Annotated in this window: 25 protein-coding genes and 2 tRNA genes; 2 read left to right on the forward strand and 25 right to left on the reverse strand. The window is 68.7% G+C overall.

Annotated features, from left to right (window positions below):
- Nucleotides 1–603: 603 nt before the first annotated feature.
- The 11 genes from ACWC09_RS02650 to ACWC09_RS02700 form a co-directional block, all read right to left on the reverse strand.
- Entirely contained in the window at nucleotides 604–2,565 is a 1,962-nt protein-coding gene (locus ACWC09_RS02650) for a TIGR03960 family B12-binding radical SAM protein (RefSeq protein WP_450847764.1), read from the reverse strand.
- 92 nt (nucleotides 2,566–2,657) lie between these two features.
- Nucleotides 2,658–4,163, reverse strand: a complete 1,506-nt coding sequence (locus ACWC09_RS02655) for a CYTH and CHAD domain-containing protein (RefSeq protein ID WP_450847766.1) — start codon at nucleotides 4,161–4,163, stop codon at nucleotides 2,658–2,660.
- Nucleotides 4,164–4,270: 107 nt separating this feature from the next.
- A complete protein-coding gene (gene rodA / locus ACWC09_RS02660; protein ID WP_450847768.1) occupies nucleotides 4,271–5,470 on the reverse strand; it encodes a rod shape-determining protein RodA in 1,200 nt (399 codons plus the stop codon).
- Nucleotides 5,467–7,719, reverse strand: a complete 2,253-nt coding sequence (mrdA, locus tag ACWC09_RS02665) for a penicillin-binding protein 2 (RefSeq protein WP_450847769.1) — start codon at nucleotides 7,717–7,719, stop codon at nucleotides 5,467–5,469. Before mrdA ends, rodA begins: the two co-directional genes overlap by 4 nt.
- Before the next feature lie 80 nt (nucleotides 7,720–7,799).
- Nucleotides 7,800–8,480, reverse strand: a complete 681-nt coding sequence (gene mreD, locus ACWC09_RS02670; RefSeq protein ID WP_450847771.1) for a rod shape-determining protein MreD — start codon at nucleotides 8,478–8,480, stop codon at nucleotides 7,800–7,802.
- A 16-nt stretch (nucleotides 8,481–8,496) separates the two neighbouring features.
- Nucleotides 8,497–9,441: a rod shape-determining protein MreC gene (gene mreC / locus ACWC09_RS02675; RefSeq protein ID WP_450847773.1), complete on the reverse strand. Its 945-nt coding sequence runs from the start codon at nucleotides 9,439–9,441 to the stop codon at nucleotides 8,497–8,499.
- 132 nt (nucleotides 9,442–9,573) lie between these two features.
- Entirely contained in the window at nucleotides 9,574–10,593 is a 1,020-nt protein-coding gene (locus tag ACWC09_RS02680; RefSeq protein ID WP_004931372.1) for a rod shape-determining protein, read from the reverse strand.
- A 276-nt stretch (nucleotides 10,594–10,869) separates the two neighbouring features.
- The gene (gene ndk, locus ACWC09_RS02685; protein WP_450847775.1) at nucleotides 10,870–11,283 is read right to left on the reverse strand and encodes a nucleoside-diphosphate kinase; all 414 of its coding nucleotides are present in this window, start codon (nucleotides 11,281–11,283) and stop codon (nucleotides 10,870–10,872) included.
- Nucleotides 11,284–11,361: 78 nt separating this feature from the next.
- Nucleotides 11,362–11,718 (reverse strand): DUF4233 domain-containing protein, encoded by a 357-nt coding sequence (locus ACWC09_RS02690; protein WP_450847777.1) that lies wholly within the window; start codon nucleotides 11,716–11,718, stop codon nucleotides 11,362–11,364.
- A gap of 5 nt (nucleotides 11,719–11,723) precedes the next feature.
- Nucleotides 11,724–13,208 carry a bifunctional tetrahydrofolate synthase/dihydrofolate synthase gene (gene folC, locus ACWC09_RS02695; protein WP_450847779.1) on the reverse strand — a complete coding sequence of 495 codons (1,485 nt, stop codon included), beginning with the start codon at nucleotides 13,206–13,208 and terminating at the stop codon, nucleotides 11,724–11,726.
- Between the two features lie 89 nt (nucleotides 13,209–13,297).
- On the reverse strand, nucleotides 13,298–15,922 hold the full coding sequence (locus ACWC09_RS02700; RefSeq protein WP_450847781.1) for a valine--tRNA ligase: 2,625 nt from the start codon (nucleotides 15,920–15,922) through the stop codon (nucleotides 13,298–13,300).
- Between the two features lie 137 nt (nucleotides 15,923–16,059).
- Between ACWC09_RS02700 and ACWC09_RS02705 the strand changes: the two genes are divergently transcribed.
- Nucleotides 16,060–17,004, forward strand: coding sequence for a hypothetical protein (locus ACWC09_RS02705; RefSeq protein WP_450847783.1), 945 nt, complete (start codon nucleotides 16,060–16,062; stop codon nucleotides 17,002–17,004).
- Between the two features lie 76 nt (nucleotides 17,005–17,080).
- On the opposite strand, the gene clpX is transcribed toward ACWC09_RS02705, so the two are convergent.
- The 5 genes from clpX to ACWC09_RS02730 all read right to left on the reverse strand — a co-directional run bounded on the left by clpX (nucleotide 17,081) and on the right by ACWC09_RS02730 (nucleotide 21,770).
- Complete coding sequence (gene clpX, locus ACWC09_RS02710; protein ID WP_450847785.1) at nucleotides 17,081–18,367, reverse strand: ATP-dependent Clp protease ATP-binding subunit ClpX; 1,287 nt, start codon at nucleotides 18,365–18,367, stop codon at nucleotides 17,081–17,083.
- A 178-nt stretch (nucleotides 18,368–18,545) separates the two neighbouring features.
- A complete protein-coding gene (locus tag ACWC09_RS02715; RefSeq protein ID WP_450847787.1) occupies nucleotides 18,546–19,226 on the reverse strand; it encodes an ATP-dependent Clp protease proteolytic subunit in 681 nt (226 codons plus the stop codon).
- Between the two features lie 50 nt (nucleotides 19,227–19,276).
- Nucleotides 19,277–19,885, reverse strand: coding sequence for an ATP-dependent Clp protease proteolytic subunit (locus ACWC09_RS02720; RefSeq protein WP_356345138.1), 609 nt, complete (start codon nucleotides 19,883–19,885; stop codon nucleotides 19,277–19,279).
- A 247-nt stretch (nucleotides 19,886–20,132) separates the two neighbouring features.
- Nucleotides 20,133–21,545 carry a trigger factor gene (tig, locus tag ACWC09_RS02725; RefSeq protein ID WP_450847788.1) on the reverse strand — a complete coding sequence of 471 codons (1,413 nt, stop codon included), beginning with the start codon at nucleotides 21,543–21,545 and terminating at the stop codon, nucleotides 20,133–20,135.
- Between the two features lie 148 nt (nucleotides 21,546–21,693).
- Nucleotides 21,694–21,770: transfer RNA gene (locus ACWC09_RS02730), tRNA-Pro, on the reverse strand.
- A 177-nt stretch (nucleotides 21,771–21,947) separates the two neighbouring features.
- Here ACWC09_RS02730 and ACWC09_RS02735 point away from each other — a divergent pair.
- Nucleotides 21,948–22,021: transfer RNA gene (locus ACWC09_RS02735), tRNA-Gly, on the forward strand.
- Nucleotides 22,022–22,087: 66 nt separating this feature from the next.
- Here ACWC09_RS02735 and ACWC09_RS02740 read toward each other — a convergent pair.
- From ACWC09_RS02740 to ACWC09_RS02780, 9 genes are all read right to left on the reverse strand, one after another.
- Nucleotides 22,088–23,257: a tyrosine-type recombinase/integrase gene (locus ACWC09_RS02740; RefSeq protein WP_450847790.1), complete on the reverse strand. Its 1,170-nt coding sequence runs from the start codon at nucleotides 23,255–23,257 to the stop codon at nucleotides 22,088–22,090.
- Nucleotides 23,257–23,481: an excisionase family DNA-binding protein gene (locus ACWC09_RS02745; protein WP_450847792.1), complete on the reverse strand. Its 225-nt coding sequence runs from the start codon at nucleotides 23,479–23,481 to the stop codon at nucleotides 23,257–23,259. The genes ACWC09_RS02740 and ACWC09_RS02745 overlap by 1 nt, the downstream gene beginning before the upstream one ends.
- Nucleotides 23,478–24,902, reverse strand: coding sequence for a replication initiator protein RepSA (gene repSA / locus ACWC09_RS02750; RefSeq protein WP_450847794.1), 1,425 nt, complete (start codon nucleotides 24,900–24,902; stop codon nucleotides 23,478–23,480). The genes ACWC09_RS02745 and repSA overlap by 4 nt, the downstream gene beginning before the upstream one ends.
- Nucleotides 24,899–25,093, reverse strand: coding sequence for a hypothetical protein (locus tag ACWC09_RS02755; protein ID WP_450847796.1), 195 nt, complete (start codon nucleotides 25,091–25,093; stop codon nucleotides 24,899–24,901). Before ACWC09_RS02755 ends, repSA begins: the two co-directional genes overlap by 4 nt.
- Nucleotides 25,086–25,328: a hypothetical protein gene (locus ACWC09_RS02760; protein ID WP_450847797.1), complete on the reverse strand. Its 243-nt coding sequence runs from the start codon at nucleotides 25,326–25,328 to the stop codon at nucleotides 25,086–25,088. The genes ACWC09_RS02755 and ACWC09_RS02760 overlap by 8 nt, the downstream gene beginning before the upstream one ends.
- A 4-nt stretch (nucleotides 25,329–25,332) precedes the next feature.
- The gene (locus ACWC09_RS02765) at nucleotides 25,333–25,512 is read right to left on the reverse strand and encodes a hypothetical protein (RefSeq protein ID WP_450847799.1); all 180 of its coding nucleotides are present in this window, start codon (nucleotides 25,510–25,512) and stop codon (nucleotides 25,333–25,335) included.
- A 93-nt stretch (nucleotides 25,513–25,605) separates the two neighbouring features.
- Nucleotides 25,606–25,824, reverse strand: coding sequence for a hypothetical protein (locus ACWC09_RS02770; protein ID WP_450847800.1), 219 nt, complete (start codon nucleotides 25,822–25,824; stop codon nucleotides 25,606–25,608).
- 1 nt (nucleotide 25,825) lies between these two features.
- The gene (locus tag ACWC09_RS02775) at nucleotides 25,826–26,128 is read right to left on the reverse strand and encodes a SpdD protein (protein ID WP_450847802.1); all 303 of its coding nucleotides are present in this window, start codon (nucleotides 26,126–26,128) and stop codon (nucleotides 25,826–25,828) included.
- A 24-nt stretch (nucleotides 26,129–26,152) separates the two neighbouring features.
- The gene (locus tag ACWC09_RS02780) at nucleotides 26,153–26,308 is read right to left on the reverse strand and encodes a hypothetical protein (RefSeq protein ID WP_450847804.1); all 156 of its coding nucleotides are present in this window, start codon (nucleotides 26,306–26,308) and stop codon (nucleotides 26,153–26,155) included.
- Nucleotides 26,309–26,313: the final 5 nt, after the last annotated feature.

Below are 26,313 nucleotides of genomic sequence, written 5' to 3' on the forward strand. Positions count from 1 at the left end.
GCGCGCCCGCAGTGCCTTACCTGTCAACCTCTGCATCGTCATCGTCCGCATCTCGCGTAGCAGCCGCCGCTCCAGCTCGAACACCCACGCCGGAAGCAGCGGAGGCCAAGGATCGTCAGGGCACCGGAAGGCCTCCGGTTCTACGTCTTACGGCGGCCGGGCTCGGCGTGTTCACGGCAAGCGGGCAGCACCGAAGGCACCACAGAGATCTCGGCCACCTCACCCCTCACGAGGCACAGGCCTGCCGAATCCCTCGTGGCGGACCGCACGCCTGGTCCGCGACTCCATAGGTCCCCAACACGGACGCTCGAACCCGCTTCATCCCGCTGATCCACCCGACAGGGCGATGGTCGAGGGGCGCCCGACAGATGAAGCACCCTGCCAGCTTGGCACGGATGCCGCGAAAGCCACCGAGCCAGCCGCCTCCCGATCAGGGAGAGGGCTCAGGACATCATCCAACTGCGCAAGGAGGCGTAGGGAGCACAGACCCGCTCCACCTCTGAGTGGTTGTCCGAAGGGCCCCCAGGAAGCGACAGTGGCGTGCTCGGCGTATCCCGCACAGACCTCTGCCGCCTGCCCTGAGCACCGAGTGCGGTACTCACCTCAGTGAGCGTGTCCGCCGGCCGAAACGTCCTTCTTGACCGTCAGCGGCAGCAACTTCTTACCCGTCGGCCCGATTTGAATAGCGGTGTCCATCTGCGGACAGACCCCGCAGTCGAAGCACGGCGTCCACCGGCAGTCCTCGACCTCCGTCTCGTCGAGGGCGTCCTGCCAGTCCTCCCAGAGCCAGTCCTTGTCCAGGCCCGAGTCCAGGTGGTCCCAGGGGAGGACCTCCTCGTACGTCTTCTCGCGCGTCGTGTACCAGTCGACGTCGACCCCGAAGGCGGGCAGGACCTTGTCCGCGCAGCTCATCCAGCGGTCGTAGGAGAAGTGCTCGCGCCAGCCGTCGAAGCGGCCGCCGTCCTCGTAGACCGCGCGGATGACCGCGCCGATGCGGCGGTCGCCGCGGGAGAGGAGGCCTTCCACGATGCCCGGCTTGCCGTCGTGGTAGCGGAAGCCGATCGAGCGGCCGTACTTCTTGTCGCCGCGGATCTTGTCGCGGAGTTTCTCGAGGCGGGCGTCCGTCTCCTCGGCGGAGAGCTGGGGCGCCCACTGGAACGGGGTGTGGGGCTTGGGGACGAAGCCGCCGATCGACACCGTGCAGCGGATGTCGTTCTGGCCGGAGACCCTGCGGCCCTCGGCGATCACCTTCATCGCCATGTCGGCGATCTGCAGGACGTCCTCGTCCGTCTCCGTCGGCAGACCGCACATGAAGTACAGCTTCACCTGGCGCCAGCCGTTGCCGTAGGCGGTGGAGACCGTGCGGATCAGGTCCTCTTCCGAGACCATCTTGTTGATGACCTTGCGCATGCGCTCCGAGCCGCCTTCGGGGGCGAAGGTGAGGCCGGACCGGCGGCCGTTCCTCGTCAGCTCGTTCGCCAGGTCCACGTTGAAGGCGTCGACCCGGGTGGAGGGGAGGGACAGGCCGATCTTGTCCTCCTCGTAGCGGTCCGCCAGGCCCTTCGCGATGTCGCCGATCTCCGAGTGGTCCGCCGAGGAGAGGGACAGCAGGCCCACCTCCTCGAAGCCCGTCGCCTTCAGGCCCTTCTCCACCATCTCGCCGATGCCCGTGATCGAGCGCTCCCGCACCGGGCGCGTGATCATGCCCGCCTGACAGAAGCGGCAGCCGCGTGTGCAGCCGCGGAAGATCTCGACGGACATGCGCTCGTGGACCGTCTCGGCGAGCGGGACCAGGGGCTGCTTGGGGTACGGCCACTCGTCCAGGTCCATGACCGTGTGCTTGGAGACACGCCACGGGACGCCCGACTTGTTGGGGACCACGCGGGCGATACGGCCGTCGGCGAGGTACTCGACGTCGTAGAACGCCGGGATGTACACCGATCCCGTCTTCGCCAGGCGGAAGAGGACCTCCTCGCGGCCGCCGGGGCAGCCCTCCGCCTTCCACTCGCGGATGATCCGCGTCATGTCGAGGACGGCCTGCTCGCCGTCGCCGATGATGGCCGCGTCGATGAAGTCCGCGATCGGCTCGGGGTTGAAGGCCGCGTGGCCGCCGGCCAGGACGATCGGGTCGTCCAGCGTGCGGTCCTTGGACTCCAGGGGGATGCCCGCCAGGTCCAGGGCGGTCAGCATGTTCGTGTAGCCCAGCTCGGTGGAGAAGGACAGCCCGAACACGTCGAAGGCCTTCACCGGGCGGTGGCTGTCCACCGTGAACTGCGGGACGGCGTGCTCCCGCATCAGCGCCTCCAGGTCCGGCCACACGCTGTACGTGCGCTCGGCCAGGACGCCGTCCTGCTCGTTCAGGACCTCGTAGAGGATCATGACGCCCTGGTTGGGCAGCCCGACCTCGTACGCGTCCGGGTACATCAGCGCCCAGCGGACGTCACAGGACTCCCAGGGCTTGACCGTGGAGTTGAGCTCTCCGCCGACGTACTGGATCGGCTTCTGCACATGCGGGAGCAGAGCTTCGAGCTGCGGGAACACCGACGCAGCGACTTCGGCAGGCATCTCGCGACCTTCGTGGGAGGGGCTGACCGGACGAACCGGTCTGACAGGGGTGACCATCTAGACTAACGCGGCCGGACGGCTCCCCCGCACGCTCAGATGTCGGCGCCGTCCTTCACCGAGGCCCACACCTCGGGCACCTCCGCCTCCGCGTTCGCCGCCCGATGCTCCTCGCGCCCGTAGAGCACGCCGTACGTGAACGCGCTCTCGCCCGCCGCGTGCGCCACCGCGGACAGCTCGCGCAGGGTCTGGCGGGCCATGACGCTGTCCTGGTGCTCGCCGATCAGGGTCTGCAGCGACTTCATGGACTTGACCATGGACTTGGCCGGGCCGCCGAGGACCGGCTCGGCGGCCTCGGCCGCGTACCGGGTCCGCTTGGCCTTCTTGCGGGCCTCGTGCAGCCCGAGGTCGCGGTCGGGTCCGGGCGGCTGCTCCATGGCGTCCTCGATCAGCGCGGACACCTTCTTGAAGTCCTTGCGTACGGCCTTCGCGAGCACCTTGTCCGGTGTGCGGCCGGCCGCCTTCAGCAGCGGCGGGTCGGTGACGACGGCGTCCAGGGCGTCGAGCAGCTTCAGATACCGCTCGGAGTCCAGGACGCCGATCAGCCGGGCGCGCGAGCCGTGGTGCTCGGCCTGGGCCCAGCTCCGCATCCGTTCGCGGACCGGGCCGGAGACCAGGGTGGGAGGCAGGTCGTCGAGGGCGGCCGTCAGGCGTTCCGCGAGCACTTCCCTGTCGCGGCCGACGCCGAGCTCGCCGGCCAGCCACTTCAGCTCGACGCCGATCGGGTCGGTGACCTCCCGGTCGAGGACCTTGCGGAAGGAGCGGAAGGTGCTGCGCAGCCGGCGCGTGGCGACCCGCATGTCGTGGACGGATTCCTCGGCGTCCAGGCGGACGGCCGGGTCGAGCGCGACGATCGCGTCCCGCTGGGTCCGGGCGTACGCCAGGACGTGGTCTCCGGCGGTGGCGGGCTCGCCCGTGTCCCCGTCCTTCGACCGCGGCCGGCCGCCCTTCGTCTCCGCGAGCGCCCGCGCCAGCTTCGAGGCCGACTTCGACGGCCGTACACCCGCCTTGCGAAGACGTTTCTCCACCTTGTCGAGGAAGGCCGGGTCGCCGCCGTCGGCGAGCTCCACCTCGATCTCGGTCCACTCGGCGGCGCCCTCACCACCGAACAGCCGCTGCGCTCGTACGGTGTCCAGGGCGACCTCGGCGAGCAGCCGGCCCTCGGTGTCGACGAGGTGGTGGACCCCCCGGGTCGTGTTCAGCCGGATCACGGGCACCAGTTGTCCCTCGCGGACGCGGGCGCGGACCAGCCCGGCGAGTTCGTCCGGGACGGTGTCGGAGAGCGGGGCGTGGATCTCGTCCCGGACGCCCGGCGCGACCGGCAGTTTCAGGTGCCAGCCGGCGTCGGAGCCCCCGGTACGGCGGCGCAGTGTGATCGAGGCCGCGGCCAGGCGTAGATCGGACGTGTCGTGGTAGGTGGCGTCGAGTTGCGCGGTGCCCTTGTCGAGGACGTCCGCGACGCCGGCCACACCGGTCAGGTCGGGCAGCCCGCTGTCGTCGGACTCGTACTTACGCTCGATCTCGCGCTTTGTGTCCGCCATGAACTGAATCTAGTGGCTGACGAGCCGGGACGACAGGTCCCACATGAGGTGAACCCCGGGCAAACTCACGACAACCGCAAGTCGTCCGGGGTTCGTCCGGCTTCTTCTCACGCCGACATCGGCCGCTGCACTCTGATCGACTGCAGCAGCCCCACCGCCACCCAGACCGCGAACATCGACGAGCCTCCGTATGACACGAACGGCAGGGGCAGGCCCGTGACCGGCATGATCCCGAGGGTCATGCCGATGTTCTCGAAGGCCTGGAAGGCGAACCAGGCGACGATCCCGGCGGCCACGATCGTGCCGTACAGCTCCGTGGAGTCGCGGGCGATACGGCAGGCCCGCCACAGGACCACGCCGAGCAGGAAGATGATCAGGCCCGCGCCGACGAAGCCCAGTTCCTCCCCCGCGACCGTGAAGACGAAGTCCGTCTGCTGCTCGGGCACGAACTGGCCGGTGGTCTGCGAGCCGTGGAAGAGCCCGGCGCCGGTGAGGCCGCCCGAACCGATCGCGATACGTGCCTGGTTGGTGTTGTAGCCGACGCCGGACGGGTCGAGGCTGGGGTTCGCGAAGGCGGCGAAGCGCGCGATCTGGTACTCGTCCAGGATGTGCAGCTGCCAGATGGCGATACAGCCGACGACACCGGCCGTGATCATGCCGAAGATCCAGCGGTTGGAGGCGCCGGAGGCGAGCAGCACGCCCAGGATGATGGTCACCAGGACCAGGACCGTCCCGAGGTCGGGCATGAGCAGCACGATCAGGATCGGTACGGCGGCCAGGCCCAGCGCCTGCAGGACCGTGCGGTGGTCGGGGTACGGCCGGTCGCCCGCGTCCACCCGGGCCGCGAGCAGCATCGCCATGCCCAGGATGATCGAGACCTTCACGAACTCGGCGGGCTGGAGGGAGAAGCCGCCGCCGAAGACGATCCAGTTGCGGCTGCCGTTGATGGTGGCGCCGAGCGGGGTGAGGACCAGCAGCACCCCGAACAGGGAGATGCCGTAGAGGATCGGCACGACGTTGCGCAGGGTGCGGTGGCCGAGCCAGATCGTGCCGATCATCAGGGCGAACCCGATGCCGGTGTTCATGAGATGCCGGATCAGGAAGTAGTACGGGTCGCCCTGGTTGATCTCCGTGCGGTTGCGGGTCGCGGAGTAGACGAGGAGCGAGCCGAGCCCCGACAGGGCGAGCGCCGACAGCAGCATCGGCCAGTCCAGTCGGCGGGCGAGCGAGTCACGGGCGAACAGCCGTGTCCAGCCGGCCCGCTGGGGCCCGTACCCGGAGACGGAGAAGCTGCCTGCTCCGGTCATGTGAGCATCCTCCGGCTTCCCCTCTTCCGAGGCCGCCTGCGGGTGGTGCGGTTGGTCGCGGTCGGTGAGGCGGTGGTCGCGCCGGGCTGGGTCCCGTCCGGGGCGGTCGTGCTCTTGTCGGTGGCCTTCTGCAGGTCCTCGACCGGGTCCTTGGCGACCTTCGGGGAGGCGATCGTGCCGTCCGTCTGGACCTTCGGCAGGCCCTTCTGCGGGGTGGGCAGCAGCGCCTGCTTCTTGTCGATCGAACCGTCGGCCTGGACGCCGTACAGGGCGCTGTAGATGTTGCGTACGGCCTCACCGGAGGCGCCGGAACCCGTACCGGCCTGAGCGATCGTCATGACGACCGTGTAGTCCTTGGAGTAGGTCGCGAACCACGAGGTGGTCTGCTTGCCGTAGACCTCCGCGGTACCGGTCTTGGCATGCAGCTCGATCTTGTCCTGCGGCCAGCCACCGAACTTCCAGGCGGCGGTACCGCTGGTGATGACGCCGGCGAGCGCCTTGTCCATGCCCGCGTGGGTGGCCTTGCTGATCGGGAGCTTGGCCTTGACCTTGGGCTTGATCTCCGTGACCGTCTTGCCGTCGGCGCTGACGATCGCCTTGCCGATGGTCGGGACGTACTCGGTGCCGCCGTTGGCGAGGGCCCCGTAGACCATGGCCTCCTGGATCGGTGTGACGAGGGTGTCGCCCTGGCCGATGGAGTAGTTGATCTCGTCACCCTCGCGCATCTTGTTGCCCTCGAGGCAGTTCTCGTACGCGATCTTCTCGACGTACGAGCCGTTCTTCTTGCCGGTCTTGCACCAGGCGGCCTTGTTGGCCTTCCAGTAGTTCTCTTTCCACTGGCGGTCGGGGACGCGGCCGGTGACCTCGTTGGGCAGGTCGACGCCGGTCTCCTTGCCGAGGCCGAACTGGTGGGCGGTCTTGAAGAAGTAGTCCTTGGGCTCGCCCTTCTTCGGGTTGATACCGCCGTCCCTCTTCCACTCGCGGTCGGCGAGGCCGTAGAAGACGGTGTCGCAGGACACCTCCAGGGCGCGGCCCAGGGAGATCGGGCCGAAGTTCTCGCCCTCGAAGTTCTTGAAGACCTGGCCGCCGACCGAGTACGAGCTGGTGCAGGGGTAGCCGCCGTCCCATTCGTAGCCGGCCTCGACCGCGGCGGCCGTGGAGACCACCTTGAACGTCGAACCGGGCGCGGACTGACCCTGTATGGCCCTGTTGAGGAGCGGGTAGTCGGAGTTCTTGCCGGTGAGGTTCCGGTAGTCCTTGGCGGAGATGCCGCCCACCCACACGTTCGGGTCGTAGGTCGGCGCGGAGGCCATGGCGACGATGCGGCCGGTCTTGGCCTCCATCACGACGACGGCACCGGAGTCGGCCTTGTAGTTCTCGCCGGTGATCTTGTCGAACTGGGTGCGGGCGACCTTCATCGCGTTGTCCAGCTGGTACTCGGCGACGCGCTGGACGCGGGAGTCGATGCTGGTGACCAGGTTCGAACCGGGCTCGGCCGCATCCGACTTGGCCTTGCCGATGACGCGGCCCAGGTTGTCGACCTCGTAGCGGGTGACGCCGGCCTTGCCGCGCAGCTCCTTGTCGTACTGGCGCTCCAGGCCGGAGCGGCCGACCTGGTCGGAGCGCAGATAGGGCGAGTCGCTGTCCTTGGCCTGCTGGATCTCGTCGTCGGTGACCGGGGAGAGGTAGCCGAGGACCTGGGCGGTGTTGGACTTGCCGGGGGCCGGGTAGCGGCGCACGGCCTCGGGCTCGGCGGTGATGCCGGGGAAGTCCTCGGAGCGCTCGCGGATCTGCAGGGCCTGGCGGGGCGTCGCCTCGTCGGTGATGGGGATCGGCTGGTACGGCGAGCCGTTCCAGCACGGCTGGGGCGTCTTGGCGTCGCACAGCCGGACCTTCTGCATGACGTCCTTGGGGGACATGCCGAGGACCTTGGACAGCTTGGTGAGGACCGCCTTGCCGTCGTCCTTCATCTTCAGCAGGTCGGTGCGGGAGGCGGAGACCACGAGCCGGGTCTCGTTGTCCGCGAGGGGCACTCCGCGCGCGTCCAGGATCGAGCCGCGCACCGCGGGCTGGACGACCTGCTGGACGTGGTTGCCGGACGCCTCCTTCTGGTACTCCGCGCCCTCACGGATCTGCAGGTACCACAGACGGCCGCCGAGGGTGCCGAGCAGGGAGAGGACGAGGATCTGGATGACGACGAGGCGGATCTGGACGCGTGGCGTCCGTCCGGTCTCGGGAATATTGGTCACTGTGGCTGCCTCCCCCTCTCAGAGCGTGTACGAGTCATATCCGACGAAGCTGTGCGGCCCAGCGGCCAACTCGTGTGCCCTCACAGCCGCTTGACCCCCTTGATGCGCCCCGCCCGGGCCGTGCGGGTCCGCGCCTTCGTCTTCAGGGCGCCGAGGCCGCCGCGCTGGCCGCCGATCTTGAGGCCGGTGCCGTTGGAGATCCAGCCGGAGGAAATGTCGGTGGCCTTCTTGGAGGAGGAACCGGTCTCCGCGAAGGGGTCGTTCTCCGCGCGCCGGGCCAGGGCCATGATTCCGGGGACCACGAACGGGGCGAGCAGCAGGTCGTACAGGGCGGCCGTGAACAGCAGGCTGGCCAGGCCCACATGGCGGGCGGCGGTGTCGCCGACGAGGGCGCCGACACCGGCGTAGAGCAGGGTCGAGCCGATGGCGGCGGCGACCACGACGACCATGGGGCCGGTGGCCGACTTGAGTCTGCCGTTCTCCGGCTTGATCAGTCCGGCGAGGTAGCCGATGACGCACAGGACGAGGGCGTAGCGGCCCGCCGCGTGGTCGGCCGGTGGCGCGAGGTCGGCGAGGAGTCCGGCGCCGAAGCCGACGAGGGCGCCGCCGACATGGCCGTAGACCATGGCGAGGCCCAGGACGGTCAGCAGCAGCAAGTCGGGTACGGCGCCCGGGAGATGGAGCCGGGACAGGACGCTCACCTGGACCACCAGGGCGACGACGACCAGGGCCGAGGAGAGCAGGATCCGGTTGACACGCATGGGGAAAACTCAGCTCCTACTGCTGTTGCTGCTGGCCGTCGACGGACGCGTTCGCGGACGGGGTGACCGTGACGGTGACCGTCGGCGTCGGGGTCGGCTTGGGCTTGGCGGGGAGCACCGTGTCGCGCGGGTCCTTCTTGGGGGCCTCGACGACGACGCCGACGATGTCGAGCTTGGTGAAGCTGACGTACGGCGTGACGTAGATGGTGCGGGTCAGGCCACCCTCGGAGGGCTCGACGCGGGAGACCACGCCGACCGGGACGCCCGGCACGAAGGGCTTGTCGGCCTCGGAGCCGAAGGTGACCAGGCGGTCGCCCTTCTTCACCTTCGCCTTGCCGTTGAGGAGTTCGACGCGCAGCGGTCGGTCGCCCTGGCCGGAGGCGAAGCCGAGCTCGTCGCCGGCCTCCATGCGGGTGCCGACGGTGAAGTCGGGGTCGTTGGCGAGCAGGACGGTGGAGGAGTCGGGGCCGACGGTGGTGACGCGGCCGACCAGGCCGTCGCCGTTCAGCACGGTCATGTCCCGCTTGATGCCGTCGTTGGCGCCGACGTCGATGGTGATCGTCCAGGAGAAGCCCTGGGCCGCTCCTATGGCGATGACCTCGGCGCCCTTGATGCCGTACTGGCCCTCACCGGCGATCTTCAGCATCTTGTCGAGCTGCTTGAGGCGGCTGGAGTTGCGGTCGTCGCTGCCGAGCTTCGCCTTGAGGGCCGCGTTCTCCTTCTCCAGCCGGGCGAGGCGGTCGTGCTTGGCGCCGGAGTCGCGGATCGCGGAGACGGCGTTGCCGACCGGGTCGACCGCCGCCGACACGGCGTTCTCGATCGGGCCGAACACGGTGGCCGCGGCCCGGCGGGCACCGTCGACCGGTGAGTCCTCCCCGCCGCGGATGTCCACCGTGATCAGCGCGAACGCGACGGCGACCAGCAGCACCAGGAGCAGCCGGCTCTCTCGTGTGTCCCTCACGTGCGGCGGCCGTGCCTTCCTCAATAGAGTTCTTTTGGGGCAACAGAGTTCTTTGACGGAGCTTATGCCTCTATATCGACGATCCGCCGTACGAGAGGAGATCATCTCGTACGGCGGAATCGAAGAGTTACGTCATCTGCGCGGCTGGGCGTCCAGCACCTGCTGGAGCGCCTCGAACTCCTCGACGCACTTGCCGGAGCCGAGCGCCACGCTGTCCAGCGGGTCCTCGGCGATGTGGATCGGCATGCCGGTCTCGCGGCGCAGCCGCTCGTCCAGGCCGCGGAGCAGGGCGCCGCCGCCGGTCAGAACGATTCCGCGGTCCATGATGTCGCCGGAGAGCTCCGGCGGGCACTTGTCGAGGGTCGTCTTGACGGCGTCGACGATCGCGTTGACGGGTTCCTCGATCGCCTTGCGCACTTCGGCGGCCGAGATGACGACGGTCTTGGGCAGTCCGGACACCAGGTCCCGGCCTCGGATTTCGGTGTGTTCGTCAGCATCGAGGTCGTACGCCGAACCGATCGTGATCTTGATCTGCTCGGCCGTCCGCTCACCCAGAAGGAGGCTGTACTCCTTCTTGATGTGCTGGATGATCGCGTTGTCCAGCTCGTCGCCCGCGACGCGGATGGACTGGGCGGTGACGATGCCGCCGAGCGAGATGACCGCGACCTCCGTGGTGCCGCCGCCGATGTCCACCACCATGTTGCCCGTGGCCTCGTGGACCGGCAGGCCGGAGCCGATGGCGGCCGCCATGGGCTCCTCGATGATGTGCACCTGCCGGGCGCCCGCCTGGGACGACGCCTCGATGACGGCACGGCGCTCGACGCCGGTGATGCCCGAGGGGACACACACGACGACGCGCGGCCTCGCGAGATACCGCCGCTTGTGGATCTTCAGGATGAAGTAGCGGAGCATCCGCTCGGTGATCTCGAAGTCGGCGATCACGCCGTCCTTCAACGGACGCACGGCAACGATGTTGCCGGGCGTGCGCCCGATCATCTTCTTCGCTTCGGCGCCGACCGCGAGGATGCCACCGGTGTTGGTGTTGATCGCGACGACGGACGGCTCGTTGAGTACGATCCCGCGACCCCTGACGTACACCAGCGTGTTGGCGGTCCCGAGGTCGACAGCCATGTCACGGCCGATGAACGACATTGAGTTCCCCATCAGGATTCGTCTGGCCTTCCCGGGAGCTTTTGAGGGCTTGTCAGGTCGGCGAAGTGGGTGCTGTGACGTGAAGGGTTCCATCGTAATGGCGCCCGCACGGACACTGCGTAAGGGTCTCCGCCATTGTCAGCAGATGCTGGGTGGGTTCGCTTGGTGAGAGGGGCGTTCGGGGGTGCTCGTTCCCTCGATCGCCACGCATATGCCAGAAAGTCCGGGGAGGTTCCCCAGACTTCCTGCTGTGAGCTGCGAGAGCTTCTCGGATCCCTACGCGCGGCCGGGGAAGAAAATCTTCACCTCGCGCTCGGCGGACTCCTCGGAGTCGGAGGCGTGGATCAGGTTCTCGCGGACGATGACGCCGTAGTCACCGCGGATGGAACCGGGCGCGGCGGCGATCGGGTCGGTCGGGCCGGCGAGCTGGCGCACGCCCTCGATGACCCGCTCGCCCTCGACGATCAGCGCGACGACCGGACCGGAGGACATGAACTCCACCAGCGGCTCGTAGAAGGGCTTGCCCTTGTGCTCGCCGTAGTGCTGCTCCAGCGTCTCCTGGTCCAGGGAACGCAGCTCCAGCGCGGTGATCTGCCAGCCGGCCTTGCGCTCGATACGGCTGATGATCTCGCCGGTCAGGCCACGGCGGACCGCGTCGGGCTTGAGCAGGACGAGGGTGCGCTGGCTCACTGCGGGGCTCCTATTGATCAAGGATGGTGCGGGGTGTTCACGACAGGCCCGAGGTTACAGGGCGTGTCCGGGCCCTTGTTACGCAGCGTCAGGTGTGGAGGAGCCGGCCTGTGCCGCGAATCTCGCCTTGGCCTCGTCGATCTTTCTGCCGTAGTGGACCGATGCCCACCACAGGGCCGCGAAGATCGCGCCCATGAAGAACATGGTGGGGACCACGAAGCCGGAGGCGATGAGCGCGGCCTGGAGGGCCCAGCCGAAGGCGATGCCGCCGGGGCGGGTCACCACGCCGCACAGCAGCAGGCACAGGAACATCGCGATGCCGCTGACCGTCCACACCGTGGACACGGACAGGTCGGGGTCCTTCATCGCGACCAGACCGGCGAAGCCGATCACGAAGAACTCGCCGATCAGGGTCGATGAACAGAGCGTACGCACGGGTGTCAGCCCCTCCCCAGCAGCAGTCGGGCCTCGCCCACGGTGATCACCGAGCCGGTGACCAGGACGCCGCCGCCCGCGAACTCGCCGTCCTCCTCGGCCAGCGTGATCGCCTCCTCCAGCGCGTCCGGCAGCCGCGGCTCCACCTGCACGCGCTCCTCGCCGAACACCTCGACGGCGATCGCGGCCAACTCGTCGGCGTCCATGGCGCGATGACTGGAGTTCTGGGTGATCACGACCTCGGCGAAGATCGGCTCGAAGGCCTCGAGAAGTTCCCGGACGTTCTTGTCGCCGCTCGCGCCCACGACCCCGATCAACCGGCTGAAGTCGAAGGCCTCACCGACCGCCTCGGCCGTCGCGCGGGCGCCCGCCGGGTTGTGGGCGGCGTCCAGGACGACGGTCGGGGAGCGTCGTACGACTTCCAGACGGCCCGGCGACGACACCGCCGCGAACGCCTTGCGGACCGTGTCGATGTCCAGCGGCTCGGGGCGCTGCGCCCCGACGCCGAAGAACGCCTCCACGGCGGCCAGCGCGACCGCCGCGTTGTGCGCCTGGTACGGGCCGTGCAGGGGCAGGTAGACCTCTTCGTACTCGCCGCCCAGACCGCGCAGGGTGAGCATCTGGCCGCCGACGGCGACCTGACGGGAGACGATGCCGAACTCCAGGCCTTCCCTGGCCACGGTCGCGTCCACCTCGACGGCCTTCTTCAGCAGCACCTGCGCCGCGTCCACCGGCTGCTGGGCCAGGATCACCGTCGCGTCCTGCTTGATGATGCCGGCCTTCTCGGTGGCGATCTCGCCGGGGGTGTTGCCCAGGCGGTCGGTGTGGTCGAGGTCGATGGGGGTCACCACGGCCACGTCCGCGTCGATGACGTTCGTCGCGTCCCAGGAGCCGCCCATGCCGACCTCCACGACCGCCACGTCCACGGGCGCGTCCGCGAAGGCCGCGTACGCCATGCCCGTGAGCACCTCGAAGAAGGAGAGGCGGTACTCCTGCTGTGCGTCCACCATCTCGACGTACGGCTTGATGTCGTCGTACGTCTCGATGAAGCGCTCGGCCGAGATGGGGGCGCCGTCCAGGCTGATGCGCTCGGTGATCGACTGGACGTGGGGGGACGTGTAGCGGCCCGTGCGCAGTTCGAAGGCGCCGAGGAGGGCCTCGATCATGCGGGCGGTGGAGGTCTTGCCGTTCGTGCCCGTGATGTGGATCGAGGGGTACGAGCGCTGGGGGTCGCCCAGGACGTCCATCAGCGCGGAGATACGGCTGACCGAGGGCTCCAGCTTGGTCTCGCCCCAGCGGGTCGCCAGGTCGGCCTCGACCGCGCGGAGAGCCTTGTCGACCTCCGGGTCCTCGGGGCGTGCGGGCACGTCGGCCTCCGGCGGGCCGCCCTGGGTGCGGAGGGTGCGGCTGCCTGCCTCGATGACGGCGAGATCGGGGTCTCGGTCGGTCTCGGCCGCGATGATCTCGTCGAAGGGGTCGCTGTCACTCACGGGGCCAGTCTACGGAGGCCGACTGACAGACGGAGGCGAAGGCCCCCGGAACCGGACGCTTCCGGGGGCCTTCGACCGTGTGCGGACCTCTAGGCGGGCGGCAGCCTGTCCAGCTGGGCCTGGATGCGGGTGATGTCCTCCTCCGCCTTGGCCAGCCGGCCACGGATCTTGTCCACGACGTTGTCCGGGGCCTTCGCCAGGAACGCCTCGTTGCCGAGCTTGGCCGTGGCCTGGGCCTTCTCCTTCTCGGCGGCCGCTAGGTCCTTGGCGAGGCGCTTGCGTTCCGCCGCGACGTCGATCGTGCCGGAGAGGTCGAGGGCGACTGTGGCGCCAGCGACCGGGAGGGTCGCCGTCGCCGTGAAGCCCTCCTCCTCCGGCTGGAGGCGCAGGAGCTGGCGGATGGCAGCCTCGTGCGGGGCGAGCGCGGTGTCGGCCAGGTCCAGGCGGGCGGGGACCTTCTGGCCGTCCTTGAGGCCCTGGTCCTTGCGGAACCGGCGGACCTCGGTGACGACCTGCTGGACCAGCTCGATCTCCTTCTCCGCGGCCTCGTCGCGGAAGCCCGAGTCCTTCGGCCAGTCCGCGATGACGAGGGACTCGCCGCCGGTGAGCGTGGTCCACAGGGCGTCCGTGACGAACGGGATCACCGGGTGCAGCAGCCGCAGCATCACGTCCAGGACCTCGCCGAGGACCCGGCCGGAGACCTCGGCCTGCTCGCCGCCCGCGAAGAACGTCGTCTTCGACAGCTCGACGTACCAGTCGAAGACCTCGTCCCACGCGAAGTGGTAGAGCGCGTCGGCGAGCTTCGCGAATTGGAAGTCGTCGTAGTACGCGTCGACCTGGGCGACGGTTGTGTTGAGCCGGGAGAGAATCCAGCGGTCCGTCGCGGACATCCGGGAGGCGTCCGGCAGCGGGCCCTCGATCGTCGCGCCGTTCATCAGCGCGAAGCGCGTGGCGTTCCAGATCTTGTTGGTGAAGTTCCGGGAGGCCTTGACCCAGTCCTCGCCGATCGGCACGTCTGCGCCGGGGTTGGCGCCGTTGGCGAGGGTGAAGCGGACGGCGTCGGAGCCGTACGCGTCCATCCACACCAGCGGGTCGACCGCGTTCGGGTTCGACTTCGACATCTTCTTGCCGAACTCGTCGCGGACCAGGCCGGTGAGGGCGATGGTGTGGAAGGGGGCGACCCCGTCCATGGCGTACAGGCCGAACATCATCATCCGGGCGACCCAGAAGAAGATGATGTCGTGGCCGGTGAGCAGGACGTCGGTCGGGTAGAACTTCCGCAGGTCCTCGGTCTGTTCGGGCCAGCCGAGGGTGGAGAAGGGCCACAAACCGGAGGAGAACCAGGTGTCCAGGACGTCCGGGTCCTGGGTCCAGCCCTCGCCGGTCGGCGGCTCCTCGTCCGGTCCGACGCAGACGACTTCGCCGTCGGGGCCGTACCAGATCGGGATGCGGTGGCCCCACCACAGCTGGCGCGAGATGCACCAGTCGTGCATGTTGTCGACCCAGTCGAAGTAGCGCTTCGACATGTCCTCGGGGTGGATCTTGACGCGTCCGTCGCGGACCGCGTCGCCTGCCGCCTTGGCGAGCGGGCCGACCTTGACCCACCACTGCATGGACAGGCGCGGCTCGACCGTGGTCTTGCAGCGCGAGCAGTGGCCGACCGAGTGCATGTAAGGGCGCTTCTCGGCGACGATGCGGCCCTGCTCCTTGAGGGCGCCGACGACGGCCGAGCGGGCCTCGTAGCGGTCCAGGCCGAGGAAAGGGCCGTGGACGGTGAGCACGCCGTGCTCGTCCATGATCGTCAAGGACGGCAGGTCGTGGCGGCGGCCGATCTCGAAGTCGTTCGGGTCGTGCGCCGGGGTCACCTTGACCGCGCCCGTGCCGAACTCGGGGTCGACGTGGGTGTCGGCGACGACCGGGATGGTGCGGTCGGTCAGCGGGAGCTTGATCCGCTTGCCGACGAGGTGCTTGTAGCGCTCGTCCTCGGGGTGGACCGCGACCGCGGTGTCGCCGAGCATCGTCTCCGCGCGCGTGGTCGCGACGACGAGGCTGTCCTCGCCCTCGCCGTAGCGGATGGAGACCAGCTCGCCGGCGTCCTCCTGGTACTCCACCTCGATGTCCGAGATGGCCGTCAGACAGCGCGGGCACCAGTTGATGATGCGCTCGGCGCGGTAGATCAGCTCGTCCTCGAAGAGCTTCTTGAAGATGGTGAGGACGGCCTTGGACAGGCCCTCGTCCATGGTGAACCGCTCGCGGTCCCAGTCGACGCCGTCACCGAGGCGGCGCATCTGGCCAAGGATCTTGCCGCCGTACTCCTCCTTCCACTGCCAGACGCGCTCGACGAACTCCTCGCGCCCCAGGTCGTGCCGCGACTTGCCCTCCTCGGCAAGCTGCTGCTCGACCTTGTTCTGGGTCGCGATACCGGCGTGGTCCATGCCCGGCAGCCACAGCGACTCATACTCCTGCATGCGCTTACGGCGGGTCAGCGCGTCCATGAGGGTGTGCTGGAAGGCGTGGCCCAGGTGCAGGGAGCCGGTGACGTTCGGCGGCGGAATGACGATGGTGTACGCGGGCTTGTCACTCTTCGCGTCGGCGGCGAAGTAACCCTTGTCTACCCAGCGCTCGTACAGCTTCCCCTCTACCTCGGCCGGCGTGTACTGGGTCGGCAGTTCGGTGCTGGGCGCTGGTTGCGGCTGCTGAGTGTTCTCGGTCACGGGGTCAGTTTAGAGGTGTCCCGGGCGTGTCCCGAAACGTGTTTGCTCTGTAACGGTGGGGGCCCCGATGCGGTGCGCTGTCCGTGTCTGCGCCAGGATGTCGGCACCACATAAACATTCTGGAGGGGAACCCAGTAATGAGCTACAACCAGCCGGGCCCGTACGGCGGGCAGCCCCAGCAGCCCGACCCGTATGGTCAGCCGGGGCCGTACGGCCAGCAGCCGCCGCAGGCGCCCCAGCCCGGCTATGGCTACCCCCAGCAGCCGCCGACGCAGCCGCAGCCGCAGCCCGGGTACGGCTACCCGCAGCAGCCTCCGCAGGGGGTGCCGCCGCAGCCGAATCCGTATGGGCAGCAACCCCCTTACGGGCAGCAGCCGTACGGCCAGCAGCCCTACCCGCCCCAGCCTCCGGCGTCGGGCGGCGGCAAGAAGACCGGTCTGATCATCGGTGCCGTGGCCGCCGTCGCCGCGGTCGGGGTCGCGTTGTACTTCGTGCTCGGCAGCGGAAGCGGGGGCAGCTCCGGCGGTGGCGGCATCGCCGACGACGGGGCGCACAAGCTGGCGACTCCGGCGACGATCGTCGGCGGCGAGTACAAGAAGAGCGGCAACGCCGAGTCCGACACGCTGACCTCCGACGACATCAAGGACGCGGAGGCGTGGGGCGTCAAGAACCCCAAGGACGCCAGTGCGGGGTACAGCTCGGGCAGCGGTCTCACGGCGAAGCAGCTGATGTTCGCCGGTGTGTACGGCACCATCGACGATCCGGAGAAGGTCGTCGACGCGATGTTCGCGCAGATGAAGAAGGACTCCGCGGAGAGCTCCTCCGGCGGCAAACTCGTGGGCAGCCCCCAGGAGTTCAAGCCCGCCGGCTTCAAGAACGGCGTCATGAAGTGCCAGCAGATCAAGACTACGACGTCCGGTCAGACCATGGAGATGCCGTTCTGCATCTGGGGTGACCACAGCACCCTCACCTATGTGCTGTCGTACGACCTGGCCGCCCTGACTGCGGGCAAGACCACCTCGATGGCAGACGCGGCCGAGCTGACCGCGAAGGTCCGCAACGACGTGCGCGTGCCTGCCTGACCCCCCGCGCTCAACCACGAAGGGGCCCCGGTCAGTTGGCTGACCGGGGCCCCTTCGGTTGTCTGCGGTACGGCGCCTACGCCGTCTTCTGCTCCCCCGGGCCACGGCCCCGCGCGTCGCGCGGGATCAGCGTCGGGTTCACGTTCGAGTGGACCACGTCCGCCGTGATGACGACGCGGGCCACGTCCTTGCGGGACGGGATCTCGTACATGACGCCCTGGAGGACCTCCTCCATGATGGCGCGCAGGCCTCGGGCGCCGGTCTGGCGGAGGATGGCCTGGTCGGCGATGGCTTCGAGGGCCTCGCGCTCGAAGTCCAGCTCCACACCGTCGAGTTCGAAGAGACGCTGGTACTGCTTCACCAGGGCGTTGCGCGGCTCGATCAGGATCTGGAGGAGGGCCGCGCGGTCCAGGTTGTGGACCGAGGTGATGACGGGCAGGCGGCCGATGAACTCCGGGATCATGCCGAACTTGACCAGGTCCTCGGGCATGACGTCCTCGAACTGGTCCTTCGCCTCCAGCTCACGCTTGGAGCGGATCGTCGCGCCGAAACCGATGCCCTTCGCGCCGGCCCGGGACTCGATGATCTTCTCCAGGCCCGAGAAGGCACCGCCCACGATGAACAGGACGTTCGTCGTGTCGATCTGGATGAACTCCTGGTGGGGGTGCTTGCGACCGCCCTGGGGCGGGACCGACGCCGTCGTGCCTTCGAGGATCTTGAGGAGGGCCTGCTGGACGCCCTCGCCGCTCACGTCGCGGGTGATGGAAGGGTTTTCACTCTTCCGCGCGACCTTGTCGATCTCGTCGATGTAGATGATCCCGGTCTCGGCCTTCTTGACGTCGTAGTCGGCCGCCTGGATCAGCTTGAGCAGGATGTTCTCGACGTCCTCGCCGACATAGCCCGCCTCCGTCAGCGCCGTCGCGTCCGCGATGGCGAACGGGACGTTCAGCATGCGGGCGAGGGTCTGGGCCAGCAGCGTCTTGCCGGAGCCCGTGGGGCCCAGCAGGAGGATGTTGGACTTCGCCAACTCGATCGCGTCGTCACGGCCGCTGCCGCCGCCGTTCTCGCCGGCCTGGACGCGCTTGTAGTGGTTGTAGACCGCTACGGAGAGGGCCTTCTTGGCGGCCTCCTGGCCGACCACGTAGCCCTCGAGGAACTCGTAGATCTCGCGGGGCTTGGGGAGTTCCTCCCAGCGCACCTCGCTCGTCTCCGCGAGTTCTTCCTCGATGATCTCGTTGCAGAGGTCGATGCACTCGTCGCAGATGTACACACCAGGCCCTGCGATGAGCTTCTTGACCTGCTTCTGGCTCTTGCCGCAGAACGAGCACTTGAGCAGATCGCCGCCGTCACCGATGCGTGCCACGGTGTGCTTCCCCTTCGCCTGGGAGACGCCTACGTCCAGCGGCTCCTGGTGCTGCCTTAATCCGACGGTACCTTGCCGGGCCCCCCGTTCGGGCCCCCCTTGGCGCGGTTCACTTTGACGTGCAGCGTGTCAAAGCACACTTACCGTGCCAAGGGGCGGCAGACATTACAGCCTCCGACTAGCGAACGGCGGCGTTGTTCATCTTCCGGGTGGAGATGATCTGGTCGATCAGGCCGTAGGACAGCGCGTCCTCGGCCGTGAGGATCTTGTCGCGCTCGATGTCCTCGCGGATCTTCTCGATCGGCGTGGTCGAGTGCTTGGCCAGCATCTCCTCCAGCTGCGCGCGCATCCGGAGGATCTCGTTGGCGGCGATCTCCAGGTCGGAGACCTGGCCACGGCCCGTCTCGCTGTAGGGCTGGTGGATCAGCACGCGCGCGTTCGGCAGCGCCATGCGCTTGCCCGGCGTACCGGCGGCCAGCAGGATGGCCGCGGCGGAGGCCGCCTGGCCCATGCAGACCGTCTGGATGTCGGGCTTCACGAACTGCATCGTGTCGTAGATCGCGGTCAGCGCGGTGAAGGAGCCGCCGGGGCTGTTGATGTAGACCGAGATGTCCCGGTCGGGGTCCATCGACTCCAGGCACAGCAGCTGCGCCATGACGTCGTTGGCGGAGGCGTCGTCGATCTGCACCCCGAGGAAGATCACGCGCTCCTCGAAGAGCTTCGCGTACGGGTCGTACTCGCGGATGCCCTGCGAGGTGCGCTCGACGAAGCGGGGGATGACGTACCGGGACTCGGCGACGGGCACCGTGCTCTCGGCGCGTGCGCGGTCGAACAGGCCGCTGCCGGGGAAGTCGTTCACTGTCTCTCTCCTAGGGGCTGTGGCGGTCGGCTGGGGGCTTTCAGGGGGCCTCAGGCCGCCCCGGTGCCGCCGCCGCCCGGCATGCCCGCGGCCGTCGGGATGACGTCGTCGATGAGGCCGTACTCCTTGGCCTCGAAGGCGTCGAACCAGCGGTCGCGGTCCGAGTCACGGGTGATCTGCTCGACCGACTGGCCGGTGTGCTGCGAGGTGAGCTCGGCCATGCGCTTCTTGGTGTGCAGCAGCCGCTCGGCGTGGATCTTGATGTCCGAGGCGGAACCGGCCAGGCCCGCGGAGGGCTGGTGGATCAGGATCTCGGCGTTCGGCAGCGCGAAGCGCTTGCCGGGGGTGCCCGCGCTGAGCAGGAACTGGCCCATGGAGGCGGCGAGGCCCATGGCGATGGTCACCACGTCGTTCTTGATGAACTGCATGGTGTCGTAGATCGCCATGCCGGCCGTGATCGAGCCGCCGGGGCTGTTGATGTACAGGAAGATGTCCTTGTCCGGGTCGGCGGCAAGGAGCAGCAGCTGTGCAGTGATCTTGTTCGCGATGTCGTCGTCGACCGGCTGGCCGAGGAAGATGATCCGCTCGTTGAGCAGCCGGTTGTAGACCTGGTCGCCGAGGCCACCGCCGATCGAGGGCTCGCCGGCGGCGGAGGGCATCAGATTCGTCACGTATCCACCTGCTCGTCTTACGACGGCGCCGGGCCGTCTCACGTTTCCCTGCGGGGGGCCTGGGGCTGTTTCGCCGGGTTCCCTGCCCCCGTATTCATGGACCCTAACGCGCTGGTCCCTTCGGTGAATCCCGGAGTGGGGGGTGTTCGCCGGGGGCGTAGCGGCCCGGGAAGGCGAACGGGCCCCGGGGTAAGCCCCGGGGCCCGTCGTACATACCTACAAGGCGCTGCGGGCGTCAGCCCTCGGCCTTCTCGGTCTCGGCCTCGGTGGCGTCGGCCTCGGTGGCGTCGGCCTCCGTGGCCTCGGCGGCGACCTCGGCGGCCGTCTCCGTCTCGTCCTCGTCGTCCAGGTCGATGACCTCGCCGTTGGTGTCCTTGACCGTGGCGGCCTCGACGACGACCGCGAGGGCCTTGCCGCGGGCGACCTCGCCGACCAGGAGCGGGACCTGGCCGCCCTCGACGACGGCCTGGGCGAACTGGTCGGGGGACATGCCGGAGGAGGCGGCGCGGCGCATGAGGTGCTCGGTGAGCTCCTCCTGGTTGACGTTCAGCTTCTCCTGCTTGACCAGCTCGTCCAGGACGAACTGGGTCTTGATGCCCTTGACCGCGGCTTCCTTGGTCTCGGCGTCGAACTCCTCGACCGTCTTGCCCTGGATCTCGAGGTACTTCTCGAGGTCGAGGCCCATCTGGCCGAGCTGGTGGTGCTCCAGGTTGTGCTTGCGGGTGTTGATCTCGTCCTCGAGCAGCTTCTCGGGGACGGGCACCTCGACCAGCTCGAGGAGCTTCTCCAGGACGCGCTCCTGGGCCTGCGTGGCCTGGTCGTACTGCTTCATGTTCTCGAGGCGCTTGCGGCTGTCCGCCTTCAGCTCCTCCAGGGTGTCGAACTCGGAGGCGAGCTGCGCGAAATCGTCGTCCAGCTCGGGCAGTTCGCGGGCGGCGACCTGGGTGACCTTGACGGTGACCTCGGCCTCCTTGCCGGCCGCGGAGCCGCCCTTGAGCTCGGAGGTGAAGGTGGCCTCCTCACCGGCGGACAGGCCCTTGACGGCGTCGTCGATGCCGTCGAGGAGCTCACCGGAGCCGATGGTGTAGGAGACGCCGTCGGCGACGCCGTCCTCGAGGACCTCGCCCTCGACCTTGGCCTGCAGGTCGATGGTGACCACGTCGCCGTCCTCGGCGGCGCGCTCGACCGGGGAGGTGGAGGCGAAGCGCTCGCGGAGCTGCTCGACCGACTTCTCGATGTCCTCGTCGGTGACCTCGACCGCGTCGACCTCGACCTCGATGCCGGAGTAGTCCGGGATCTCCAGGCTGGGGCGGATGTCGACCTCGGCGGTGAAGTTCAGCGTCTCGCCGTCCTTCAGCTCCGTGATGTCGACCTCGGGCTGGCCGAGGACGTCGATCTCGGCCTCGTTGACCGCTTCCGTGTAGAACTTCGGAAGCGCGTCGTTGACCGCCTCCTCCAGGACCGCACCGCGGCCGAACCGCTGGTCGATGACGCGCGCCGGGATCTTGCCCTTCCGGAAGCCCTTCACCGTGACCTGCTGGTTGATCTTCTTGTACGCCGCGTCGAGGCTGTCCTTGAGCTCCTCGAAGGGCACCTCAATGCTGAGCCGAACCCGGGTCGGGTTCAGGGTCTCGACGGCGCTCTTCACGGTTGGGTCTCCTTGGGGCTGACTTTAGGGATCGTGCCCGGCAGAGAGACACACGGGCATGCAGCTTGCATAGTAACGGCAGCGGCGACAGCCCCCAAAGGCGATCAAGAGAGGCGATCGAGCCTGTGGCCGGTGTTGACCGGCCAGATGGTCGGGGTGGCGGGATTTGAACCCACGGCCTTCCGCTCCCAAAGCGGACGCGCTACCAAGCTGCGCCACACCCCGTCTGGTGCGACACGTAGGGTACATGCCCGCACGCTGTGCGACCGCCGCATTTACCGAGCGCCGCCACGGAGCGGGGCCGGCGAGCCGGTGTGCCGCGCAATGGGGTGTGCGGCGGGGCGGGCCGACCCGCTACGATGCTTTCAGTGCCGCGGTCACCTGACCTGCGGCGCGCGCTGTGCGGGCGTAGCTCAATGGTAGAGCCCTAGTCTTCCAAACTAGCTACGCGGGTTCGATTCCCGTCGCCCGCTCCACACGGCTCAGGGCCAGGTCGGAGGTCAAATTCTCCGCCTGGCCCTGATCGTTTTCGGGGGCTCCGATCAGCCCGTCGTGTCCCCCGTGTGCCCCTCGGGCTTTCGATCTTGCTTCTTCTTGCCCTTCCGGGTCTTCTTGCGGCCCTTGTTGACGAGCCCGCTCACGGCATCGGCGATCAGCCGGTCGCGGTCGGCACTGGCGTGCTGGTAGATCAACGCGGCGCGGGCGGTGCTGTGGCCCATGCGCGCCATCAACTCCCGTGTGCTCGCGCCCGTCGAGGCAGCGAGGGTGTTGCCCGTGTGGCGCAGATCATGGAAGTGCAGGCCCTTGATCCCGGCATCGCCGCAGGCCTTGTGCCACAGCCGGTTGAAGTGGTTGCGGCGCGGAGTCGCACCCTTGGCCCCGACGAACACCCGACCATCCGCACCTGATTCGGCGTACCGCTTCAGGTGCTCGCGAATGTCCGGGACGATCGCGGACGGGATCGAGACCGTACGCTTACCGGCGGCGCTCTTGGGTGCCTTGATCTCGCGTTGCCCGTTGTTCAGTTCGGCGACCGCCCGGCGGACGCGCACGGTGCCGTGGTCGAGATCGATGTCCCGGCGGTGCAGTCCGACCAGCTCACCCCAGCGCAGACCGAGGAAGCCGGCCATCAGGACCAGGGCCCGGAAACGTGGCTGGATCGCGTCGGCGAGGGCGAACACCTCCTGCACCGTCGCGGTCGGCCGCTCAGGGGTGTGCACGGTGCTCGCGCCCTTGATTGCGCATGGGTTGCGCCTGATCATCTGGTCCGCAACGGCGGTACCCATGATCGCGCGAAGCAGGGCGTACGCCTTGGCGACCGTCGTCGGACCGGTGCCGAACGCCAGCTTCTCAGCGCGCCAACGCCGCACGAACGGGGGCGAGATCTCCACCACGTTGACCGCGCCGAAGGTCGGTTCGAGGTGATGGCGCAGCAGCGAGCCGTACAACTGCCGTGTGGTCACGGTCAGTTCACGCTCCTTGATCCAGGCGGTTGCGTACTCGCCGAACGCCACCTTTCCGGCGTCCGGATCGTGCCAGTCACCGCGCCGCATCTCGGTCTGCTTGTCAGCCAACCAGTCGTCCGCGTCCTTCTTCGTGCGGAACGTCTCCGGGGCCGGCCGGAGCAGCCCGTCAGGGCCCACGTAGCGAGCCTGGAAACGACCGGACGGAAGCTTGCGGACCCGGCCGAACTGCCGACGTTTGCCAGCCATCAGGCAGCCACCGCCCGAAGGCCGGCGCCACGTCGACGCGGCTGCACGGTGTTGGCCTCTATGAACGCCTCGACAACGCTCTCCTTGATCCGGACGTAGCGGCCAACCTTGACGAAGGCGATCCGGCGCTCTTCGATCAGCCGACGCGGGAAACGCTCCCCGCTCTCCTTCCAGGTCCCGAGTCGAACGGCGACCTCAGCCACCGTCAGCAAACGATCAGTCATGCGGCGGCTCCTTCGAGTTCGAGCAGGGCGGGTAGTTCCTCGCGGGCGATCTCGCGGTTGTGCTGGATGTCCCGGCGGATGTTGGCGGCGAGCCAGGATTCGCCGGGGGTGTGGCCGTGGCCGGCGTAGGTCCAGTGGGCGAGGGTGAGCGTGGTTGCCTCCGGGTCGGTGTCGGGGTCGGGCAGGCCGAGGGCTTGGCGTTGCTGGGCGGCGCGGTAGTCGGCGCGGACCTGGCGAAGGGCGCCGAGGGTGGTCGAGTAGCGGCGCGACTTGGTGGAGAAGTGGCCCCGGAAGCCGAGCATGTGAGCCCAGTCGCGCAGCTTCCGGTCCGGGTAGAGCGCGTGCAGGTCGAGGCACGCGGCGATCAGTCGGGCAGGGTGATCGGGCACGCCGAGCAGGACCAGGGCCTCTTTGTTGCCGATGCGGCGGTCGACGGTGCCGGTGGTCTCGGCTGCTTTGGTGGCGTACTTGGCGACGTAGGAGGCCACGGCAGCTTCGGTGATCTCTTCGCCGTGGCCGAAGGCGCCGATCGGCTGGACGTCGAGCTGTGTGCCCCAGCCCAGGGTGCGGGCCGGTTGCATGATGGCCGGTTGGTCTGGGTCCGGCTGGTATCGGGCCGGTGGTACGTCGACCGCGACGCGGGCGGCAGCGGCGCGGATCGAGTCGGTGAGCAGGTCGAGGGTGGCCCAGGCCGGGGGCGGATCGTCGGGCCCGTCCGGTCCGTCGAAGCGGATCACCGCGTGGAAGTGCACGGCCCCGCGCTTTTGGTACTCGGCGACCTTGCCGAAGGAGACGCGGGACTGTTCCCGGGCGTCCTTCTGGGTGAGCCCGGCGCGCTTGGCGATCTCGCGGCGGAGGTAGATCGTGAAGTAGCGCCACAGGTCGGAGGCGTGGTTGTTCCACAGAACCGCGCCCGCGTAGTCGTACGACTCGGGGTCGAGCGGGGTGCCGAGTTCGGGCGCGTCCTCGCCGTGGCGGATGCCGCAGCGGCAGGGCCGGTTTCCGGGCCGGTTGTGGACCGGGCCGAACGAGGGCGCGGTGAGGGTGGCGAAGACGCGGGGGTGATCCCGGATCGTGTACGGGGTGCCCTTGTCGGGGTCGCCGACGAGGCCGGCGCGGATGAGGTGGTAGGTGTCGCCGGCGTAGGTCCAGGCGCAGGCCGGGCAGCGGGAAGCACGCCGGTTGCCGCAGGCGATGCGGAGCATGCCGCCCGGCTCGGTCTCGGTCGTGTACGCGTGGAGGACGGTCCTGGTCGCCGGGTCGATCGTCTTGGTGCCGCCGGTGAGGCGGATCGGGTCGGAGCAGCCGCCGGTGCGCTTGATCTGTTCTTGCCAGCGGTCGAAGTGGGCCGAGTTGGCCACCCTCAGCACGTCGGTGAGGGTGGCCGCATCGAGGCCCGCCAGGGTGGCGGTGTCGGTCACCGGCGCCCCCGTCCGTGTGCGGGGCCGTGGTGGGCGGTGTAGCCCTCAACGAGGGCCTTGACCTGGTCGTCGCCCTTGGCGGTGGCGCTTGCGCCGCAGTGGCAGACCGCCGATGCGGTGGCGGGGGTGTTCGGAGACGGCTTGCTGACGTGCAGGCCCGGACGCTCCGGGGTCGGGGTGAGGTCAGCCACGGCCAGTCACCTCCGGCTCGTCGGAGGTGAGGGCGTCCAGGGCGCCGGCGGCTTCGGTCGCCGCAGCGGCGAGGGCGCGCAGGACCTGCGAGGTGCCGGGGGAGGCGAGTAGCGCGATCTCGACCGTGTCGCCCTCGATACGGAGGCTGACGAAGGGGTTGACGCGGTCCGCGAACGGCGTGACGCGGAAACGGGTGTCCGGCTCGATGTGGGCCGAGGTGGTCAGACGCTTCACGTCGTCACCTCCCGATCCGGACGAGGGCGGCGCGATGGGTGTGCCCCGTGCCCCGGCAGGCCGGGCAGGTGACGCGGAGGGTGACGCGCGAGCCGTCGGGGTGCCGGGTACCGGTGTCGATGGCGGCGGTGGCGAAGCCGTCGCAGTCGCGGCAGACGGGCGTGTTCGAGACGTGCTGAGGCATGATGAGGCAGCCCTTTCGGGTCCGTTGGATCTGGAAGTGGTCCAGGCGCCCGGGGCGGCGGTTCTTTGGCGAGAGAGCCGCCCCGGGGGCCGCTCAACGGCGGCGGGAGTAGCCGTGGCCGGCGGGCGGATAGGCGTCGGGGTCCCCGCAGTCGTCGGCCAAGCCCTGGGCGTTGGCCGTGGCGACCAACGAGCCGGTGACGATGTGGGTGAAGTCGTCGGACTTGCCGGCGATCAGGTCTACGCCGATGTCGTCGAGCATCTTCTGAGTCAGTTCGCGGTCAGCCTTGACGGGGTTGCGGAAGAGGGGCATGTCAGTGCTTCCTTTCCTGGTTGAGGAGCGACCGGAGGACGACGGCGGTCACGGCCACGGAGACGCCGGTGATGGCGACCGCGAGGAGCAGGGAGACCAGGACCGCGCCGACGACGAGGACGACGGCGGTGCCGCCGCCGACGAGGACGAGGACGGTGCCGGGGGTGACCTGGATCGTGGGCCGGTTCGAGACCGCAGCGGCGACCGGGGCCGGGGCAGGAGCGTTGGCGCCGGGGGCCGGAGCCGGAAGGACCGTGGCAGCCGGCGGGGCGGTGTCGGGGGGTGGGTACTTCGGGGTGAACACGGGTGTTGTCCCTTCGGAAGCGGGTTACTTGACGAGGGAGCCGACGGCGGGGCCGAGGAAGCTGCCGGCGATGAGGTAGCCGCCGAGCAGGAGCAGGACCACGAGCCAGACGGGCGGACGGGTGAGCTTGACGCCGAGCCATCCGACGACGATCACGGCGAGCCAGAGCGGAACGTCCATGACGC

The sequence above is a fragment of the Streptomyces sp. NPDC001617 genome, from assembly GCF_053596855.1.

Coding starts and splice junctions, on each gene's coding strand:
- ACWC09_RS02780 (WP_450847804.1), bottom strand. CDS start 26,308: ATGGACGTTCCGCTCTGGCTCGCCGTGATCGTCGTCGGATGGCTCGGC.
- ACWC09_RS02655 (WP_450847766.1), bottom strand. CDS start 4,163: ATGGCGGACACAAAGCGCGAGATCGAGCGTAAGTACGAGTCCGACGAC.
- ACWC09_RS02680 (WP_004931372.1), bottom strand. CDS start 10,593: ATGTCGTTCATCGGCCGTGACATGGCTGTCGACCTCGGGACCGCCAAC.
- ACWC09_RS02765 (WP_450847799.1), bottom strand. CDS start 25,512: ATGCCTCAGCACGTCTCGAACACGCCCGTCTGCCGCGACTGCGACGGC.
- ACWC09_RS02745 (WP_450847792.1), bottom strand. CDS start 23,481: ATGACTGATCGTTTGCTGACGGTGGCTGAGGTCGCCGTTCGACTCGGG.
- ACWC09_RS02720 (WP_356345138.1), bottom strand. CDS start 19,885: ATGCCCTCCGCCGCCGGCGAGCCCTCGATCGGCGGTGGCCTCGGCGAC.
- ACWC09_RS02705 (WP_450847783.1), top strand. CDS start 16,060: ATGAGCTACAACCAGCCGGGCCCGTACGGCGGGCAGCCCCAGCAGCCC.
- ACWC09_RS02650 (WP_450847764.1), bottom strand. CDS start 2,565: ATGCCTGCCGAAGTCGCTGCGTCGGTGTTCCCGCAGCTCGAAGCTCTG.
- mreD (WP_450847771.1), bottom strand. CDS start 8,480: ATGCGTGTCAACCGGATCCTGCTCTCCTCGGCCCTGGTCGTCGTCGCC.
- ACWC09_RS02740 (WP_450847790.1), bottom strand. CDS start 23,257: ATGGCTGGCAAACGTCGGCAGTTCGGCCGGGTCCGCAAGCTTCCGTCC.
- ACWC09_RS02770 (WP_450847800.1), bottom strand. CDS start 25,824: ATGCCCCTCTTCCGCAACCCCGTCAAGGCTGACCGCGAACTGACTCAG.
- rodA (WP_450847768.1), bottom strand. CDS start 5,470: ATGACCGGAGCAGGCAGCTTCTCCGTCTCCGGGTACGGGCCCCAGCGG.